Source organism: Gluconacetobacter tumulicola (assembly GCF_014174215.1).
Taxonomy (GTDB): domain Bacteria; phylum Pseudomonadota; class Alphaproteobacteria; order Acetobacterales; family Acetobacteraceae; genus Gluconacetobacter; species Gluconacetobacter tumulicola.
Window position 1 is genome coordinate 1 of record NZ_JABEQL010000003.1, and the last position, 15,129, is coordinate 15,129.

Annotated in this window: 13 protein-coding genes and 1 tRNA gene; 3 read left to right on the forward strand and 11 right to left on the reverse strand. The window is 65.2% G+C overall.

From position 1 onward, the window contains the following. The 4 genes from HLH29_RS02555 to HLH29_RS02570 all read right to left on the reverse strand — a co-directional run. Positions 1-693: 1-deoxy-D-xylulose-5-phosphate synthase N-terminal domain-containing protein (locus tag HLH29_RS02555; protein WP_275944132.1), on the reverse strand; the 693-nt coding region annotated here is incomplete at its 3' end. A gap of 5 nt (positions 694-698) precedes the next feature. After that, positions 699-1,634, reverse strand: a complete 936-nt coding sequence (locus tag HLH29_RS02560) for a polyprenyl synthetase family protein (RefSeq protein ID WP_182964459.1) — start codon at positions 1,632-1,634, stop codon at positions 699-701. A 7-nt stretch (positions 1,635-1,641) separates the two neighbouring features. Next, positions 1,642-1,872 carry an exodeoxyribonuclease VII small subunit gene (locus tag HLH29_RS02565; protein ID WP_114728417.1) on the reverse strand — a complete coding sequence of 77 codons (231 nt, stop codon included), beginning with the start codon at positions 1,870-1,872 and terminating at the stop codon, positions 1,642-1,644. Positions 1,873-2,013: 141 nt separating this feature from the next. Continuing rightward, positions 2,014-2,259 carry a sulfurtransferase TusA family protein gene (locus HLH29_RS02570; protein WP_182964460.1) on the reverse strand — a complete coding sequence of 82 codons (246 nt, stop codon included), beginning with the start codon at positions 2,257-2,259 and terminating at the stop codon, positions 2,014-2,016. A 125-nt stretch (positions 2,260-2,384) separates the two neighbouring features. Between HLH29_RS02570 and HLH29_RS02575 the strand changes: the two genes are divergently transcribed. Then, a complete protein-coding gene (locus HLH29_RS02575) occupies positions 2,385-3,299 on the forward strand; it encodes an ROK family protein (protein ID WP_182964671.1) in 915 nt (304 codons plus the stop codon). 205 nt (positions 3,300-3,504) lie between these two features. Here the strand turns inward: HLH29_RS02575 and HLH29_RS02580 are convergent, their stop codons facing one another. Together HLH29_RS02580 and HLH29_RS02585 are read right to left on the reverse strand one after the other, a co-directional pair. Further along, complete coding sequence (locus HLH29_RS02580; protein WP_182964461.1) at positions 3,505-4,296, reverse strand: RlmE family RNA methyltransferase; 792 nt, start codon at positions 4,294-4,296, stop codon at positions 3,505-3,507. After that, positions 4,293-5,345, reverse strand: a complete 1,053-nt coding sequence (locus HLH29_RS02585; protein ID WP_246373700.1) for a Ppx/GppA phosphatase family protein — start codon at positions 5,343-5,345, stop codon at positions 4,293-4,295. The genes HLH29_RS02580 and HLH29_RS02585 overlap by 4 nt, the downstream gene beginning before the upstream one ends. A 249-nt stretch (positions 5,346-5,594) precedes the next feature. On the opposite strand from HLH29_RS02585, the gene HLH29_RS02590 reads away from it, so the two are divergent. After that, positions 5,595-5,668 (forward strand) — tRNA-Gln (locus HLH29_RS02590). A gap of 508 nt (positions 5,669-6,176) precedes the next feature. Here HLH29_RS02590 and HLH29_RS02595 read toward each other — a convergent pair. From HLH29_RS02595 to HLH29_RS02605, 3 genes are all read right to left on the reverse strand, one after another. Further along, on the reverse strand, positions 6,177-7,688 hold the full coding sequence (locus HLH29_RS02595) for a YifB family Mg chelatase-like AAA ATPase (RefSeq protein WP_182964463.1): 1,512 nt from the start codon (positions 7,686-7,688) through the stop codon (positions 6,177-6,179). Between the two features lie 170 nt (positions 7,689-7,858). Beyond that, positions 7,859-9,361, reverse strand: a complete 1,503-nt coding sequence (gene sthA, locus HLH29_RS02600; RefSeq protein WP_182964464.1) for a Si-specific NAD(P)(+) transhydrogenase — start codon at positions 9,359-9,361, stop codon at positions 7,859-7,861. A gap of 142 nt (positions 9,362-9,503) precedes the next feature. Further along, positions 9,504-10,349, reverse strand: coding sequence for an aldo/keto reductase (locus HLH29_RS02605; protein ID WP_182964465.1), 846 nt, complete (start codon positions 10,347-10,349; stop codon positions 9,504-9,506). 145 nt (positions 10,350-10,494) lie between these two features. Between HLH29_RS02605 and HLH29_RS02610 the strand changes: the two genes are divergently transcribed. Beyond that, positions 10,495-11,781 carry a cation:proton antiporter gene (locus HLH29_RS02610; protein ID WP_182964466.1) on the forward strand — a complete coding sequence of 429 codons (1,287 nt, stop codon included), beginning with the start codon at positions 10,495-10,497 and terminating at the stop codon, positions 11,779-11,781. On the opposite strand, the gene HLH29_RS02615 is transcribed toward HLH29_RS02610, so the two are convergent. Then, positions 11,754-12,443, reverse strand: coding sequence for a response regulator (locus HLH29_RS02615; RefSeq protein ID WP_182964467.1), 690 nt, complete (start codon positions 12,441-12,443; stop codon positions 11,754-11,756). The two genes, HLH29_RS02610 and HLH29_RS02615, sit on opposite strands and share 28 nt — an antisense overlap. Next, the gene (locus HLH29_RS02620) at positions 12,440-15,127 is read right to left on the reverse strand and encodes a sensor histidine kinase (protein WP_182964468.1); all 2,688 of its coding nucleotides are present in this window, start codon (positions 15,125-15,127) and stop codon (positions 12,440-12,442) included. Before HLH29_RS02620 ends, HLH29_RS02615 begins: the two co-directional genes overlap by 4 nt. Between the last annotated feature and the right edge of the window lie 2 nt (positions 15,128-15,129).

Here is a 15,129-nt window from a genome sequence, read left to right on the forward strand (position 1 = left end):
GTCGCGCAGGCCGAGGAACTGGCGCGAGGACATCAGCCGCGACAGGTAGTTGGACATGGCGCCGACCGGGGGGGCGATCGACATCTCGTTGTCGTTCAGCACCACGATCAGTCGCCCGGCGCCGGGGCCGGCGACCGAGGCGTTGTTCATCGCCTCGTAGGCCATGCCGGCCGAGATCGAGCCGTCGCCGATCACCGCCACCACGTTGCGCTCGCGGTAGGACGGGTCATGCTCGGCGCGCAGATGGTGCGCCACCGCCATGCCCAGCCCGGCCGAGATCGAGGTGGAGGAATGGGCGGCGCCGAACGGGTCGTATTCGCTCTCGCTGCGGCGGGTGAAGCCCGACAGGCCGCCGGGCTGGCGCAGGGTGCGCACGCGCTCGCGCCGGCCGGTGAGGATCTTGTGCGGATAGGCCTGGTGGCCGACATCCCAGATGATCCGGTCGTCGGGGGTGTCGAACACCGCGTGCAGTGCCACCGTCAGCTCCACCACGCCCAGCGAGGCACCCAGATGGCCGCCGGTGGTCGACACCGCGTCCACCGTCTCGGCCCGCAATTCCTCGGCCAGTTGGCGGAGCTGGTCCACCGACAGGTTGCGCAGGTCGCGCGGGGCGCTCACCCGGTCCAGAAGCGGAAAGCGGCCCATCGTCGGAATCGCGTCCGGGAGCTCGGTGCTGGTCTTGTCTTCGGCCATGGTCTTCAGCTCCTGCGATCGACGACGTAACGGATCAGGTCCCGCAAGCGGTCGGCTTCGGGTCCGAAGATATCAAGATGGGCTTCCGCCTGTTCGGCCACACGCCGCGCCTCGCGCGCCGCGCCATCGACCCCCAGCAGGGCGACATAGGTGGATTTGCCCGCCGCCTGGTCCTTGCCGGCGGTCTTGCCCAGCTCCTCGGCGCTGGCCGTCGCATCCAGCACGTCGTCGGCGATCTGGAAGGCGGCGCCCAGGTCACGCCCATAGGCGGCAATACGGGCGCGCACCGTCAGGTCCGCCTGCCCGAGAAGCGCCCCGGCCTCGGCCGCGTAGCGGATCAGGCAGCCGGTCTTGAGCGCGTGCAGGCGCTCGACCTCCGGCAGGGACAGCGAACGGCCTTCGCCTTCCATGTCGATCATCTGACCGCCCACCATGCCGGCAGCGCCGGATGCGGCGGCCAGGGCGGCCACCAGGCGGATGCGAATGGTCGCATCGGGGTGGGTCGCCTCGTCGGCCAGGATCTCGAACGCCATCGTTTGCAGCGCGTCGCCGGCCAGGATGGCGGTCGCTTCGTCGAACTTGCGGTGCGTCGAGGGCTGGCCACGGCGCAGATCGTCGTCATCCATCGCCGGCAGGTCGTCATGCACCAGCGAATAGGCATGCAACATCTCGACCGAGGCCGCGACGCGATAGGACCGGGCGTCGTCCACGTCGAACAGGCTGGCGACTTCGGCCGTCAGGTAGCCGCGCAGGCGCTTGCCGCCACCCAGTGTGGCGTAACGCATGGCGTCGATAACGCGGCCCTCGGCGCCCGGTACGGGGGGCAGCAGGCGGTCGATCGCGGCTTCGACGGCCGTGGCCCGTGTCGACAGGGAAGACCGCAGCAGGCTGGCGCGGTCCGCGGTCTGCCCTGTCCGGGCGGTCGCTGTTGTGTGGCTCATCGGTACGTCAATCCATCGATTTCGTCTCCAGCGCGCCATCGGCACGCTGGATGATCGCCTGAACGCGGGCATCGGCCTCGTTCAGCTTGCTCTCGCAGTGTCGTCTCAGGGCCGCCCCACGCTCGTAGGATGCGATGGCATCCTGGAGGCGAAGCTGTCCGCCTTCGAGCTTGCGCACGATGTCCTCGAGCTGCGCGAGGGCATCCTCGAAGGAAAGCTGGGACAGATCTTCCGTCATGGGTGCGGTTCTTCCATCATGAGGCGCAGGAATTACTCCCAGGTGGCCGCTTCTGCCAAGGGCATAGGGCGGATAGGGGGATTTTGTGCCACCTGTGGCATTTAGGGCACGTCTTTGGAACGAACAGGCAAGTATCGCGTCCTAACTGGCTGCCGGCGCTTCGGGCCGGCGTCGAATCACGAAGGACAGCACGCCGCCATCCTCGCCAAAGGCGATCAGGGCATGACCCGTTTCCCGGCAGAATGCCTGGAAATCCGCGACGCTGGCCCGGTCGGTCGCGATCACGCGCAATCGGTCGCCCGGCTGCATGCCACGCAGCGCCCGGTTGGCCTTGAGAACGGGCAGGGGGCAGCTCAGCCCTTTGACGTCGAGCAGCGTCTCGCTCATGGCAGCGGGCTCCGGAAGCGGCAGCGGATCGCGAACCCTCTGCCTCGGGGTGACTTTACGGCACGGAAGCTCGCACCATAGAAGAAATGGCGACCATGGAAAATATCACGGCTGACGGGATGGGTATGACCGGCTATCGGATCGGAATCGATTTTGGCGGAACGAAGATCGAAATCGCGGCACTGGCCCGCGCGGACGGCAGGGAGCTGGTGCGGCGACGCATCGCCAATCCAGGACATTATGCCGGCGCGGTGACGGCCATCCGCGACCTCGTCGCCGGGATGGATGCCGAACTGGGCAGCACGGGCACTGTCGGGATCGGCATTCCGGGCTCGATCAGTCCCGAAAGCGGCCTGATCAAGAACGCGAACGCGACCTGGCTGAACAACCAGCCCTTCGGGCGCGACCTGACCGAAGCCGTCGGCCGAGAGGTCCGGGTCGAAAACGATGCCAATTGCTTTGCCCTGTCCGAGGCCGTGGATGGCGCCGGCGCCGGCCGCCGCGTCGTGCTGGGCGTGATTCTCGGCACAGGAATGGGCGGCGGACTGGTCGTGGACGGCAAGCTGCTGACCGGCGCGCACCATATCGCCGGCGAATGGGGGCATATTCCGCTGCCCTGGCCGCGAATCACGGAAATGCCGTTCCCCAAATGTTTCTGCGGCAATGAGGGCTGCCTGGAACGATTCCTGAGTGGACCGTCCCTGGCACAGGACTGGAAGGGGCCGGGCCATCGCGACACCGCGGGAATCGAGGCAGCGGCCGAGGAAGGGGACATCGCCGCCATCGGCGCGCTGGACCGCTATGTGGACCGCTTGGCGCGGGCCTGCGCCATGGCGATCAACTTCCTGGACCCGGATGTCATCGTGCTGGGCGGCGGCGTGTCCAACCTGCTGTCGATCTATGCCCGGGTGCCCCTGCTGATGCCGCGCTACGTCATCACGCCGCAATGCAATACGCCCGTCATCCGCAACCGGCACGGCGACAGTTCCGGCGTGCGCGGCGCCGCCTGGCTGTGGTCGGCGGACGAGGCCACATCGTAATCGGCGCAACGTATCTCAGCGGTGGCGGAGCGGCCGTGAAGGCCGCCTGCCGAAACACAGCAAACGCGCACTGGTGAGCGAGAGCGGCCCGGAGGGCCGCGCCGTCGTGTGTTTCCGAACCATCGGAGCGGAGCGGCCTGATGGGCCGAGAGCCCCGAGGCCGAACGCGCGTCGGATCGCTACCAGCGCGTTTACCGACCCAAACTCAATCGTCGGACTGGGTGGGGAGAACCCGTTCGGGGCGGAACCCGGTCGCGACCACATATAGCTCGCTCGATTCCTTGCGGCTGGCCGGCGGCTTGGCATGGCGCACGGTCGCAAAGGCGTGCTTCATCGGTTCCAGCATCTGCTTCTCCGACCCGCCCTGGAAGACCTTGGCGACGAACGTGCCGCCTGGCGCCAGCACCTTCAGCGCAAAATCCAGGGCCAGCTCCGCCAGGCCGAGGATACGCAGATGGTCGGTCGGTGCATGCCCGGTGGTATTGGGCGCCATGTCGGACAGGACCAGATCGGCCGGGCCGCCCAGCAGCTCCGTCAGCCGGTCCGGCAGGTCTGGGTCGTTGAAATCGCCCTCGAGAATCGTCGCGCCGGCCACGGGATCGACCGGCAGCAGGTCGACGCCGACGACATTGCTCGCGCCACGCTTGACGGCAACCTGCGTCCATCCGCCCGGGGCGGCACCCAGATCGACCACCCGCATGCCGGGGCGGATCAGGTGAAAGCGGTCATCCAGTTCGATCAGCTTGAAGGCCGCGCGCGACCGCCAGCCCTGCTTGCGGGCGGCCTGCACATAGGGATCGTTCAATTGCCGGTTGAGCCAGCGCTGCTGGGCCGTCGTCCGGCCACGGGCGGTGCGCAGGGAGACGGCCTGGCTCCGGGTAGCGCGCGCCGCGCCCGAATCCGCCGCCGCGTTGCCGCCGCCGGGGTTTGAACTGCTGCTGAGGGCCTTGCCGGGAACCCGTGACTTGCCGTTGCCGGACGGGGGACGCCGCTTCATGGAAGCGGTGCCCCCATTGCCGGCGGGCGGGACGAAGCAAAGGGCAGGGGGCCTGGTGACGGCGACAGGGCCATACTGGTCGAATCGTTGATCATGCGCAGCAGCATACCATCACGCAGGCCGCGATCGGCCACCATGATTTCCGGCACCGGCCATACGCGGTGGATCGCCTCGAAGATCGCGCAGCCCGGCATGACGTACTGGGCCCGGTCCGGACCGACGCACGGGTGCTGGCTCAATCCGGCCGGCCCCATGGCGGCCAGGGTGCGAATCGCCTCAAGGGCCGGTCCGGCCTCCAGAATCGTGCCGTCCACCGCTGTCCTGCTGTAGCGGGTGAGCGACAAGGCGATGCTGGCCAGGGTCGTGACGGTGCCGCTGGTGCCGATCAGGCTGACATTGTCGCGGCTGATCTCGCGGCGGATGCAATGCACCGCCTCGAACGCACGCAGCTGGTTGGCGATCTGCTCGACCATCCGCTGGTAGCCCTGTTCGCTGAACGCGCTCTCGCCGAACTGCTCCGCCTGGGTGATCACACCCGCCGGCAGGCTGAGATAGCCGCTGAGATCCTGGCGGCGCGTATGGCGGTCGGTGCGGACCCAGGCGATTTCGGTCGAACCACCGCCGATATCGAACAGCAGCGCGCGGGTGCGGGTGGGGGATACCCGGTCGTCGTGCAGCAGCGCCGAACAGCTTTCCATCGCCAGTTCGGCTTCCTCGCGCGACGAGATGACGGTAATGTCCAGCCCGGTCTCGCGCCGCGCGCGCTCGATGAACGCGGCGCCGTTGCCCGCACGGCGGCAGGCCTCGGTCGCGACGGCGCGATAGCGGTACAGACGGCGGCGCTCCATGCGCATGGCGCAGACCCGCAATGCCTCGATGGTGCGGTCCATCGCATGCGGGCTGAGTTCCCCAGTCCGTTGCAGGCCTTCGCCCAGACGAACGATGCGGTTGAAGCTGTCGACGACACGAAAGCCATCGGCGTGGGGGGCGGCGATCATCAGCCGGCAATTGTTCGTGCCTAGGTCGATCGCCCCGAACATGCCCGGCATGCTGCGATTCGCCCTGAATCCCGAATCACGGGGGAGTCGCCTTGCCTCCTGGCCATCGCGCCAGGACATCGTATTGTCCATCGGACGGTCCCTTCGCCACACCGTATATAGCATATAGTGTGTGCTGACCCGCACGCAGGGCAAGACAAATATGTCAGATTGCAAAAACAGCACGGAAAGGTGCTTGTCAGGCCGTACGGCCGATGCTATCAGCCCCTCACCGCACGGCACTAAGCCCGGTCACCCGGTTGGGGGATAGTTTAGCGGTAGAACTACCGGCTCTGACCCGGTCAGCCCTGGTTCGAATCCAGGTCCCCCAGCCAATATTTTCCTTTAAATCGCCAGATAAACTACGCCGCTCGATCAGGAATCCCATGCACGGATTTCATTGAGACCGAGCAGACGTTCCTGCTGCCATGCCTGGTCTTGTACCGGATCTCGTCGTTCGCCGTTCAGCGACGGAATTCGGGACCTTACGGCCTACCATCGCGGCGGCGCGCAACCCTGCTCCAGATCGGCCGGGAAGCAGTCGGATACCGCGTCCGCGCAGGAGCATTCCAAGACTGGTTTCGGCGCTTCAGGTTTTGGAACTGAAAGATTGGCTATCGGATCATATGATTGGCCTGCACAATGCGCCGTCTGGATGGCCTGACCACCCAACCGAGATTTTCACGCTCCGATAAATCGACCGCGCCAATACAAAGTAAAAATCAAAGTAATTACATAATAAGAAAGCCGTTTAATATATATTATGCCAATTAATACTTTAAAAACGAGATATTCCCAATGGATTTGAGCAGTAAAAAGAAAATATTTGCGCAAAATTACTGACTATCCTTGAGATCGCCGGTCGGGACGGCGCAGCCGGTAGGTCAGCGCTTCGGCAACATGTGGCTGGGTCGTTTCCGTTTCCGCCGCCAGGTCGGCGATAGTGCGCGCCACGCGCAGCAATCGCGTGAAACCGCGCGCCGACAGGCGCAACCGGTCGGCGGCACGCACCGCATAATCGCGGGCGGTCGTGCTGATAGGGAACAGGTCGGGCGAGGCCTCGGCATTGGTCAGCCCGTCCTGGCGAGCGGCTTGGATCGTGCGCGCGGCCGCAACGCGCTGCGCCACCACGGCGCTGCTTTCGCCCGTCGGCAGACCCGCCAGTTCGGCGGGCGAAACCGGTTCGACATGCACGGTCATATCCATCCGGTCCAGCATGGGTCCGGAGATGCGGGCCGTATAATCCTCGCCGCAACGCGGCGCCTTGCGGCATTCCTGCGTGGCATCTCCCAGATAGCCGCAACGGCACGGATTCATGGCCGCGACCAGTTGAAACCGGGCAGGGTAGGTGACGTGTCCCGACGCCCGGGCCACCGTGATGGTCCCGGTTTCGATCGGTTGGCGTAGGGCCTCCAGTGCCGGGCGGGAAAATTCCGGCAGCTCGTCCAGAAACAGCACGCCGCGATGGGCCAGGCTGACTTCGCCAGGCTTTATCCGGCTGCCGCCACCCACCAGCGCAACCTGGCTGGTCGAATGATGCGGATCGCGAAAGGGCGGCCGAAAAATGGGCAACCCCATGGGGAGCTGGCCGGAAATGCTGTGAATCCGGCTGATCTCCAGAATCTCAGCACTCGTCAGGTCGGGCAACAGCGAGGGGAGGCGCGCCGCCAGCATCGATTTGCCGGCACCTGGCGGGCCAGTCATCAACAGCGAATGCGCGCCCGCCGCCGCGATTTCCAACGCCCGTCGCGCCGTTTCCATGCCGCGCACATCTGCCAGGTCCGGCCCGCTTGCCAGGTCGAACGGCAGGCGGGCCGGCATTTCGACCGACGGCAGGACCTGTTCGCCGGTCAGATGGTTCACCAGCGCCAGCAGGCAGTCCGCCGCAACGATGTCCAGACCTTCGCCAGCCCAGCGCGCCTCAGCCCCTTGCTGCGCACCGCAGATCAGGCCGCGCGACTGGTCCACCGCGCTCAGGGCCGCGGGCAATACGCCCGGGACCGGATTGATCCGGCCATCGAGCGACAATTCGCCGATCGCCCCATAGCGTCCGCTTTCCTCGGGTGGAACGACCGCCATTGCCGTCAGCAGGGCCAGCGCGATCGGCAGGTCGAAATGCGATCCTTCCTTGACGATATTCGCGGGTGCGAGATTGACCACGATCCGCTTGGCCGGCAGCGCCAGGCCCATGGCCGCCAGCGCCGCACGCACACGCTCGCGCGCCTCGGCCACAGCCTTGTCGGCCAGGCCGACGATCAGGAAGGATGGCAGGCCCGACGCAAGCTGCACTTCGACCCGCACGGGAATGGCGTCGATGCCCGACAGGGCGAAGCCCAGCACGGAAGAAATGGTCATGCGGCTCCAATCGCCGGAAAATCCTCTATGATGATGTTGTAGCGCAGAAAGCCGCCCGCGAAACCCCATGGCCGCGCCGACCGTGGCACGGATATAAGTTGGCATAATATATATTATACGACTTTCGGCAGTCAGCGCCGGATGGGAACGCTGCGCCGCGAGCTCGCGCTTCAGGAAGCCTTCTTCCGCGTTCCATGCCCGTTCGGTCGGCGTGTTGCGCGTCGAGGTGCTGATTCTGGTGGTGAGACCGCTGGTGATATCCCTTCAACGGGATCGCGTGGCGTGATCCGGTTCCACACATCCAGCGCGGCGATCTTGTAAGCCTCAGCAAAGGTCGGATAGTTGAACGTCGCTTCGATGAAATATTCGACGCTGCCGGCAAAATTCAGGACCGCCTGACCGATATGGATCAGTTCGGTCGCCCCTTCCCCCACAATATGCACGCCCAGAAGCCGGTGCCCCTCCAGCGCGACGACGAGCTTCAGGAATCCCTCCGTCTTGCCCATGATGACGCCGCGCGAGGTCTCGCGGAACCGGGCGATACCGGTCTCGTAAGGGATCTTCCGCGCCCGGGTTTCCTCCTCCGACAGGCCGACGGTGGAGATTTCGGGCACCGCATAGATGCCGTAGGGAAAGAATTTCGGCGCGGGCGGCACAGGCTGACCGCAGGCATGGCAGGCGGCGATGCGTCCCTGTTCCATCGAGGTGGAGGCCAGTGCGGGAAAGCCGATAACGTCTCCGGCGGCGTAAATATTCGGAATTTCGGTCTGGAACGTGATCGGATCAACCGTCAGGCGCCCGCGCGCGTCGGACGTCAGTCCGGCGGCCTCCAGGTTCAGGGCATCCGTGGCGCCCTGTCGGCCGCCTGTATAAAGCAGCAGATCCGCACGCACGCGCCGCCCGCCCTCCAGGATGGCCACGGGCTGCTCCGCTTCGATCACGATCGATTCCACCGTGCTGCCAAGGCGGAAATTGACACCGCGATCGCGCAGTTGATGCACGAATTCCTCTACGGTCTCATGGTCGATGAATTCCAGCACATGCTCGCGCTGGTCCACGATCGTCACGCGCACACCCAGCGCGCTGAAGATCGTTGCGTATTCAATGCCGATGACGCCCCCGCCGATCACGGTCAGCGAACGTGGCAGGCATGTCAGGCGGGTCATGCCGTCGCTATCGATGATATGGGCATCATCGAAAGGTACATAGGCAGGCCGGTGCGGCACCGAGCCCACGGCAATGACGATGGCACGCCCCCGCACCCGTTGCTCCGTGCCCTCTTCCCCGCTGATCGACAGCGTGTGGCGATCGAGAAAGCGTGCCACCCCGTGGACCACGACGATGTCGTTGCGGGCGAACTGGTGCTCCAGCACCTCGACCTCTCCCTGGATCGTCTTGATCAGCCGCGTACTCAAATCCTGTGCGTCGATGGATTTCTTTACGCAGTAATTGTGCCCGTAGATGCCGCGTTCCCGCCAGCCGGTCAGGTTCAGGATCGTCTCGCGCAACGTCTTGGACGGGATGGTCCCAGTATGAACCGACACCCCGCCCACCTGGTCTTGCCGTTCGATCACCAGCACGGAGCGCCCGAACTTCGATGCCTGGACCGCCGCCCGCCGCCCCGACGGGCCGGAACCGATGACCATCAGATCGTAATCATACGCGATTGTCATGACGCTCGGCCCCAAACGTACCCGCCACGGGGCACCTGACATGGGCATGACGCCGGCATCGCCTGCCAGGTTGCCTTGTCATTCATCATGTGACGGCAAGATCCACCCGCCGGCCGCCCTGCCCCGCATCGGTATCGGATACTCAGAACTCCTCGTAACGGGTGGGGTCCTGATCGAAGGTCCGGCCGTCGGGCCGTGCGAGCGTCGCGATGTCCGCCATGTCTTCGGCGCTCAATTCGAAATTGAACACCGAGAGATTTTCAATCTGCCGTGCCGGGCTGGCCGCCTTTGGCAACGATACGGCACCGAGCTGGACATGCCAGCGCAGGATCACCTGCGCCGCCGTCCGCCCGACCCTGCCGGCAATTTTCTGGATAACCGGGTCCTGCATCAGGTGGTTGGCACGGCCAAGCGGGCTCCAGGCTTCGGTCACGATACCCAGCGACCGGTCGAATGCCAATTGCTCATGCTGCGGGAAATAGGGGTGCAGTTCGATCTGGTTGATGACTGGGATCACGCCGCTGTCCCCGATGATCCGCTTCAGATGCTCCGGCAGGAAGTTGCAGACGCCGATCGCGCGCACCAGCCCGCGTTTCCGCGCCTCGACCAGCGCGCTCCAGGCTTCGGAATACAGGTCCTTGCTGGGGTTCGGCCAGTGGATCAGGTAAAGGTCATAATAATCGAGCTGTGCCCGGTAGAGCGATTCTTCGACCGTCGCGATGGCCTCGTCGAAACGGTGGTGGCGGCCCGGCAGTTTCGAGGTGACGACCAGTTCATGGCGCGGCACGCCGGCCTTGCGGATTGCAGCGCCGACCGCGCCCTCATTTTCGTAATTGAAGGCGGAATCCAGCAGCCTGTACCCATTGCGGATGGCCGAGACCATCCCTTCGACGCCGGATGAGCCGTTCAGCATGTAGGTCCCGAAGCCGATGGCCGGAATGGCGCCACCATCGTTCAATTTCAGCTCGGGAACAGCGATCTTGCTCATTCGGAAACTCCTTGCGCGTATCAGTTCACCAGGTGGGCGGCATTCAGCCTTTCCATTCCCAACGAGGGAGCGGAAGGGCTGTTCCCCCCCCCGCAGGGCCGCTGAACAGCTTGACAGGCGCACGATCACCCGGAAGGCATGATTCATGAACGCCCTCGGCCTTTTTGCCCTCCTCGCGACGCTGTCCACGCTGTTCAGCGTTGTCAACCATCGGACGCTGCGCCTGCCGATGACGATCGGGGTGCTGGTGATCTCGCTGGCCGTATCGCTGGCGATCATGGTGCTGGACCCGTTGATCCCCTCCCATGACCTCCACCTGATTCCCCGTTCGCTGCTGGGGGCGATCGACCTGCCCAGGACATTGCTGGACGGCGCACTGTCGTTGCTGCTGTTCGCCGGAGCGATGCAGGTCGATCTGCACCATATGTTTTCGCGCACCGCGTCCGTCACTGCCTTGGCGGTGCTGGGCACGGTCTTTGCGGTCGGTCTGCTGGCCGTGTCCGCCTGGTGTGTCTTCCCGCTGTTCGGGCCGCCGGTGCCGTTCGTGTGGTGCGTGGTGCTGGGTGCGATCCTGGCGCCGACCGACCCGGTATCGGTCGTGAGCATGCTGCGGCGGCTGGGGCTGCCTGCGCCGCTACAGGCAATCTTCGCCGGAGAAAGCCTGTTCAACGACGGCGTCGGGGTGGTGATCTTCGGTGTCATGATCGGGCTGGCGACTGGCGACACCACTTCCCTGTCGGCAGCCGATATCGCGACCCGCTTCCTGTTTCAGGCCGTCGGTGGCGGCCTGCTGGGTGCGCTGACGGGCTGGATCGCGCTACGCCTGGTCCGGGGCGTCGATGATGCGCATATCGACCTTCTGGCCACGCTTGCCCTGGCCTCGGGCACATTCGCGCTGGCCAATCACCTGCACCTGTCCGGGCCGATCGCCGTGGTCGTGGCCGGCATGAGCCTGGGCACGCGTTACGGCCACGCTGCGATACAGGACCATTCGCGCACCGAGCTTCTGGCATTCTGGTCCATGGTCGACGAGATGCTGAACGTCCTGCTCTTCCTGCTGATCGGTTTCGAAATCCTCGAGATCACGCCGCACCTTTCCTCCCTGCTGGCGACACTGGCCATCATTCCGCTGTCGATTGCCGCGCGCGGACTCAGCGTGCTGGGCGCGACGCTGCCGGTCTATCTCCGCAACCGCGATCGCTGGCGGGCACTGGTCGTTCTGACATGGGGCGGCTTGCGGGGCGGGATTTCGGTCTCGCTGGCGCTCGGCCTGCCGGCCGGGGCGTTGCGCGACACGCTGCTGCCGGTCTGTTATGGGGTGGTGATGTTCACCATCCTCGTCCAGGGATTGACGATGGAACGTGTGGTCGGACGCCTGTATCCCGCCGCGGCGGAACAGGATGATCACGGATCAGTGACGACCAGACGATAGCCGATCCCGGTTTCCGTCACGATATGGGCCGGCCGTTCGGGATCGGCTTCCAGCTTCTGTCTGATCTGGCGGATATAGACCCGCAATTGCTGCACGTCGCCGCCCGCCCCCCAGAGCTGGCCCAGGATATGCCGGTGGGTCAGCACGCGGCCGGCATGCTGCACCAGCAGTCGCATGATGTCCCATTCGCGCGGCGACAGCCTGATTTCCTGCCCATCGCGGAATATATGCCGCCGCACAAGATCGACGCTCAGATCTCCTGAGATGAAGACCGGCGTTGTCCCCTCCTTTTGTAACCCGTGACGCAGCGCCGTGCGCAGCCGGGCGACCAGTTCGGCCATGCTGAATGGCTTGGTGACATAATCGTCCGCCCCGAGTTCCAGCGCGGCCACTTTGCCGCGTTCGTCCCCGCGCACCGACAGCACGACGATCGGCAGGCTAGAACCGCCGCCGCGCAGGCGGCGGATGACCTCCATCCCGTCCATGTCCGGCAGACCCAGATCCAGCAGCATGATGTCCGCCCTGCCCTCCCGCGCCTGTTCCAATCCCGACGCACCGGTTTCGGCCTCCATGGTCCGCCAGGATTGCGCGCCCAGACTGGTCCGCAGCAGGCGCCGGATCGCGGGCTCGTCATCCACGATCAGCACGCATGGGTCGCTCATGGGGCTTTTTCCTCCGTCAGGGAGAAAGATATCATGAATTCGGCGCCGCTCCGATCGTGACGGTTGCCGGCGCCGATCGTGCCCCCCATCGCCTCGATGAAACCGCGCGCGATCGCCAGCCCCAGCCCGGTTCCCGGCCGCGACCGGTCGGCGGCGTGCAGGCGGGCGAATTTGCTGAAGACCCGGTCGGGGTCCTGTACGGGCAGTCCGGGCCCCTCGTCGCGCAAGCATATATGCAGGCGACCATCCACACGGGCGACGTCGATCTCGATCCGTGTGCCCGGCGGTGTGTATTTCGCGGCATTGTCCAGCAGGTTGAACAGGGCCTGTTCCAGAAGCACATCGTCCAGCAGCAGCAGTGGCAGGTCCCGATCGATCTGAAGCGTGACCGTATGCCGGACGAGCATCCGTGCCGCGCGCGCCAGCGCGCTGCCCACGACCTCGCCGAGATCGACCTGCTCTTTTCGTGGCGCCAGCCCCCCGGCTTCCAGCCGCGTCATGTCCAGCAGGTTAGCTACAAAACGGTTCAGGCGTTCCGCCTCGTCGCGGATGGTGGCGATCAGATCGTGGCGGTCTCCGGCCGACAGCAATGCGTCATAGCTGTCAAGGCTGGATGCCGCCCCCAGGATCGAGGCCAACGGCGTACGCAGATCATGCGAGATCGAGGTCAGCAGGGCGCCGCGCAGCTTTTCGGTTTCCGCATGCAGGCGTGCGCGGTCCAGATCCTCGGCCAGTGTGATGCGCTCGATCGCCACCGCTGCCTGATCGCCCAGCGCATCGAGCAGTCTCTGCTGTTCGGGGTCCAGCAGCGGGCCAGACCGGTCGGCATCCAGACCGATCACCGCGACGGGCCCGTGCCCGGTACGCAGCGGTACGAACAGCCGGCGCGCGCCGGGAAGATTATCGGAATCCCGCCCCGCCGTGCGATCGTGGCGCCAGGCCCAGGTCGCCGCCGCCAGATCAGACGGGCCCAACGCCTCGCCCGGTGTGTAGGACGCTGTGACATGCAGCGCGTCGCCACCTGGCAGCAGGATGACCGCGTTCATATCCAGCATCGTCGCAATCTGGTGGCAGGTGGTCCACAGCAGCTCGTCCATCGTGACGATACCGGCCAGCTTGCGGCTGAACTGGTACAGCGCCTCGGTGATCTCGGCCCGATGGCGGGCGACGACGGCCTGGCTGCGCACGCGCGCGCCCAGATGGCTGGCGATGACCGACGTGGCGAAGAAGAAGACCAGGGCAACGACATTATCCGGTGCCACGATGGTGAACGTATAGAGCGGCGGCAGGAAGAAGAAATTGAAGCAGAGCATCGCCAGGACGGAAGCCCAGAGCGAGGGCCATAACCCGTGCGCCACCGCCACCCAGAGGATGCCCGTCAGGAACACCAGCGAGACATTGTTCACCGCCAGCCCCTGCCGCAGCGCCATCGCCACCCCCAGGGCCATGGCGATGATGCCGGAACCGGACAGGAATGGCCCGATACTGCGCTTTGCCCGCGGGCGGGCCGCGCCCAGCTCGGCCTCATCGTCCGATGCGGCGCGCACCACATGGATCGGGATCTGTCCGTCCGACTGGATCAACTGACCGGTCGTCGAACGCCATGCCCAGGGAAAGACCCAGTCGAGCCACGGAAGAGGCGTGGGGCGTCCGGCAATGATCTGCGTGACGTTATGCGTCCGCGCATAGGCCAGGGCATCAGTCGCCACATCCTGTCCTGGGATCGTGACGGTTTCAGCCCCCATCGACTGTGCCAGATGCATGCGCGCGGCCATGCCGGCGCGGGCGTCGTTACCGATATCGCGGTTGGTTTCGACATGCAGCACGATCCATGGAGCATGGAAGCGATCGGCCAGCCGCTTGGCATAGCGCAGCAGGCTGGCGTCACGGTCCTGCAGCGTCAGGCAAACCATGATGCGTTCGCCGGCCGCCCAAGGCCCGGCGATCGCATTGGCCTTCATATGGTCGACCAGTTGAGCATCGACCTGCTGGGCAGTCTGGCGCAAGGCCAGTTCGCGCAGCGCCGTCAGGTTTCCCGGCGAGAAATAATGCAGTACCGCCCGCCCGGCGGTCTGCGGGGCATAGATCTTGCCGTCCCGCATACGTTGCAACAGGTCGGTGGGAGTCAGGTCGATCAGTTCGATCTCGTCCGCGCGGTTCAGCACTATGTCGGGCACGGTCTCGCGCACCCGGACATGGGTGATGCTGGCGACGACGTCATTCAGGCTTTCCAGATGCTGGATATTGACCGTGCTGAGAACGTCGATCCCCGCCTCCAGCAATTCCTCGACATCCATCCAGCGTTTGGGGTGGCGCGATCCCGGCACGTTTGTATGCGCCAGTTCGTCAACCAGGACGATCCGTGGATGGCGCGCCAGGATCGCGTCCAGGTCCATTTCCCATAATGTTTGGCCACGATAAGGCACCGCGCGGCGGGGAACGCTTTCCAGCCCTTCAAGCAGAGCGGCGGTTTCCGGGCGGTCGTGTGTTTCCACCAGCCCCACCACGACATCGCTTCCGTCGCGCGCCATCTGGTGCGCAACGGTCAGCATCTCGAACGTCTTGCCCACCCCCGGTGCCGCGCCGAGGAATATCTTCAGATGACCGCGCTGCCGCGTCCCGGTCAGTTTTTCCGTCTGCCGCAACAGGGCGTCCGGATCGGGGCGGTCAGTCCGGTCATCCATAT